Annotated in this window: 5 protein-coding genes; 3 read left to right on the forward strand and 2 right to left on the reverse strand. The window is 27.7% G+C overall.

The annotated features are described in order from the left end of the window. Window positions 1–356: 356 nt before the first annotated feature. Window positions 357–629: a hypothetical protein gene (locus P256_RS06395; protein WP_023272871.1), complete on the reverse strand. Its 273-nt coding sequence runs from the start codon at window positions 627–629 to the stop codon at window positions 357–359. A 326-nt stretch (window positions 630–955) separates the two neighbouring features. Here P256_RS06395 and P256_RS06400 point away from each other — a divergent pair, with 326 nt between their 5' ends. Both P256_RS06400 and P256_RS06405 read left to right on the forward strand, forming a co-directional pair. Beyond that, entirely contained in the window at window positions 956–1,186 is a 231-nt protein-coding gene (locus P256_RS06400; RefSeq protein ID WP_040331909.1) for a hypothetical protein, read from the forward strand. Window positions 1,187–1,324: 138 nt separating this feature from the next. Next, entirely contained in the window at window positions 1,325–1,534 is a 210-nt protein-coding gene (locus tag P256_RS06405; RefSeq protein WP_023272873.1) for a cold-shock protein, read from the forward strand. Between the two features lie 254 nt (window positions 1,535–1,788). On the opposite strand, the gene P256_RS06410 is transcribed toward P256_RS06405, so the two are convergent. Then, entirely contained in the window at window positions 1,789–2,151 is a 363-nt protein-coding gene (locus P256_RS06410; protein ID WP_023272874.1) for a peptidylprolyl isomerase, read from the reverse strand. A gap of 431 nt (window positions 2,152–2,582) precedes the next feature. Here P256_RS06410 and P256_RS06415 point away from each other — a divergent pair. Next, on the forward strand, window positions 2,583–3,417 hold an 835-nt coding region (locus tag P256_RS06415), incomplete at its 3' end, for an SDR family oxidoreductase (RefSeq protein WP_023272875.1).

Below are 3,417 nucleotides of genomic sequence, written 5' to 3' on the forward strand. Positions count from 1 at the left end.
GAAAAATATGAAAATAAAAACTGTTTCAACATTTTTTTATTGCGTTTTTAGTGATTCTTGCATTGTTTCAACATAAAATCACGCTGTTGCAGCATAAACTCGGTTTTGTTACATCATTTGTTGATGCTGTTTCTCAATATTTGCTGAATTGTTTCAACATAAAGTTTGATTGTTTCTTCATTTTTAGCCACTGTTGCAGCATTTCTAAGTGTTGTTTCTACATTAGTGCATCTTATTTCAGTGCTTGATCTGCTTATTTATTTTTTGAGTGATCTTTTAATTAGGATAATAAAAAATAAAATTGATCATTTATCAATAGATTTTACAAAATTAAAAGATATCTAGACTTTTATATTTTAAATAAGTATATCTTTATTTTCTTTATTTTTATTATTAAATACATCAATAACTTTATAATCTATATTATTTAGCTTAACAACATCATCTATATTTGCCTTATCAAGATTATAATAAACGATACAATTAATGATTTCATTTGTACGGTCATTTATCCATAAAGAATAAGAGTGCCGTCTCCCTGAAATTATATATATCTCTATGATATTTATAATTTTAAATTTAGCTAGAGAGTTGGGATCTTGCAAAGTAATTATTTTATTTTCATACATATAAAATCAACCTATTTAACTTAAATTTAATTAAATATTTTCAATATAGGATGAAGCATAAAATTAAATAAAATATGATTTAAATATAGAAGTTAAGATATGGTTTATACATGATTTAAAAATAAGAAATTATTTTTAAGATATCATAGATAAAAAAATATTGGAAATTAAAGAAAATATTTAATTTGCATTTTAACGATTAATCATATAAGGTGGTTGAATATTGAATGTGCTAGAGCACTTCATTTATCATATATTTTTTAGAAATTAACAAATTTTAGATAGTATTTACTTTTATGAAAAATAGCACACTTATTGAAGTGTGCATGAACTGGTATAAATTGCAAAAAATAATCAATCGTATAGCTATTGCCATCAATGGCGATAAAATCAATGTAAAAATTATTCCTAATGAAAAGCGACAAAATACTTCAACAGGGTTCATGAATGTAGAGGTTGGAAAAAAAATCCTCTTAGAATCTGGGCAAGAAGTTGGTTTAAATTTAGATGGGAAAAGTTTTTTTACCTCATTTAACCAAATGTATCGACTAATCTAATTATATAGTCTTAATACTATATCCACTCACTAGAATTTTGTTTCTTCATCATAATTACGCAGTATTTATTATAAAATCTCTACGTCTCTAATTTGAAATTTCAATTTTCTAGAATTTTACTAGAAAGAGGACATATTTATGTCAAATGTACAAAATGGCGTTGTTAAATGGTTTGACGACAGCAAAGGATTTGGATTTATTCAGATGCAAGATGGACAAGATGTATTTGCTCATTTTAAAAATATTAAATCTGATGGGTTCAAAAGCTTATCCGAAGGCCAGTATGTAGAGTTTACAGTTGCTCAAGGTCAAAAGGGTTTACAAGCAGAAAATATAAGTCCCATCTAATTTTCTAAAATCTTAGAAAAAAGCTCATCAAAAAATTGATGGGCTTTTTTTATTGAGTTTATCAAGTAGTGATTAAATCTTAATAGTTTTTTCTCATATAAAATCAAAAATATATGCTTTTCATCAAAAAAAGATTGTCATATGATGTATCTGCCCAATACAAAATAAAGACATATAAATATAAAAATACACACAAGAGGGTGGGTAAAAATGGCTCCTTTATCTCAGATAAAGGAGCCATTTTTCATGACTATTTATAAAAAGCTATGCAAGTGAATGTCTATAATTAAAGGAATATTTGAAGGAATATTTTTATCTAACTTATCAAAATTAGATGCTTTTGATGCAGGAATAAAGAATCGACTTTTCCCTGTTTTTTTCATAGTTTTAATTGCTTCAATCATTGGTTCATTTAAATCAGATAGATTAACTTCTTTTTCAGCCATCTCTATTCGAGTGGAATAATCAAGATTTCTAACTGTATATGAGAAATGAATTTTATGTTGATTATTAGGTATACCACCTAGACCAGATTCAAGAATTTCATATTGAATTCCTGATGATAGAGTAGAAATACCTAGTTTTGAGGTGTTCCTTTTAAAAAAATCTTCATTCATGTCTGCATTTGCAAAAATAGAAGTGAATAATAAAAATCCACCTACAAGATATTGGTTATTAAATATATATATCCATAAAAATTAATTTTAATACACTATAATTTATATAAATATATAGATATTTCAATAATATAAAATATTTTTATATATAAGAATGTTTTTGTATTCTTTTTAACCGATTTTACTAGCAAAAACTTCCAAAACCGCTGTAAAAAAAGCCGACATGTTTCCGAGTCGGCTTTTTTTGTATTTTTGGCATTATGTAAAATGTTTAAGATACTGATTACAAATAACTTTATGGAATTTAGTTCGGGTAATGCCCATTATGTTAAGTCAGTTGTGAATTTAATTATTGCTGACCTATAAAAAAGACTATATATTTTAGATACCATTTGGTATTTGAAATATATAGTCTTTTTTATAGGTCTCTTATGAAGCAAGTATTCATCACAGGATCAACTGGATTATTAGGTAATAATTTAGTTCGTATGTTGGTTAAAAAAGGAATTAAGGTTAAAGCTTTAGCCCGTTCTAAAAATAAAGCGGAAAAACAATTTGATGGTTTAGATATAGAAATTATCGAAGGAGATATGAAGAATATCTCTGCATTCAAATCATCATTAAGAGGGTGTGATACTTTGTTTCATACAGCTGCATTCTTTCGGGATAATTATAAGGGAGGAAACCATTGGAATGAACTATATGAGATTAATGTAAAAGGGACAAAAAATTTATTAGAGGCATCATATGATGCAGGCATTCGTCGTGCTGTACATACATCTTCTATTGCTGTTTTAGATGGTCCTCGAGGTGCTTTAATTGATGAAACTATGACTAGAAGTACAGAAAATGCTGATGGTTATTATCGTAGTAAGATTTTAGCAGATCAACAAGTTCATGAATTTCTTGAATTACACCCAGATATGTTTGTTACTATGGTTTTACCAGGTTGGATGTTTGGTCCAGGTGATATAGGGCCAACCTCTTCTGGTCAGTTTATTATTGATTTTTTAAAAGGTAGACTGCCAGGAGTTGTACCAGGAAGCTTTTCTGTTGTTGATGCTCGGGATGTTGCTACTATTCAAATTTTGGCTGCTCAGTATGGTAGAAGAGGTGAGCGGTATCTAGCAGCAGGTAGGCATATGACAATGTCAAACATTCTGCCATTATTAGCTGAAGTTAGTGGCATTAAACCACCTACAAAAAAAATTCCATTCAAATTACTTAAAGTAATAGCATTTATTAGTGAGTTATATGGTCACATAA

This window comes from Acinetobacter nectaris CIP 110549 (assembly GCF_000488215.1).
Lineage (GTDB): Bacteria > Pseudomonadota > Gammaproteobacteria > Pseudomonadales > Moraxellaceae > Acinetobacter > Acinetobacter nectaris.

What these genes read in the sequence shown, in the direction of transcription:
- P256_RS06410 (WP_023272874.1), bottom strand. Translation starts at nt 2,151, where the DNA reads ATGAATGAAGATTTTTTTAAAAGGAACACCTCAAAACTAGGTATTTCT.
- P256_RS06405 (WP_023272873.1), top strand. Translation starts at nt 1,325, where the DNA reads ATGTCAAATGTACAAAATGGCGTTGTTAAATGGTTTGACGACAGCAAA.
- P256_RS06400 (WP_040331909.1), top strand. Translation starts at nt 956, where the DNA reads ATGAACTGGTATAAATTGCAAAAAATAATCAATCGTATAGCTATTGCC.
- P256_RS06395 (WP_023272871.1), bottom strand. Translation starts at nt 629, where the DNA reads ATGTATGAAAATAAAATAATTACTTTGCAAGATCCCAACTCTCTAGCT.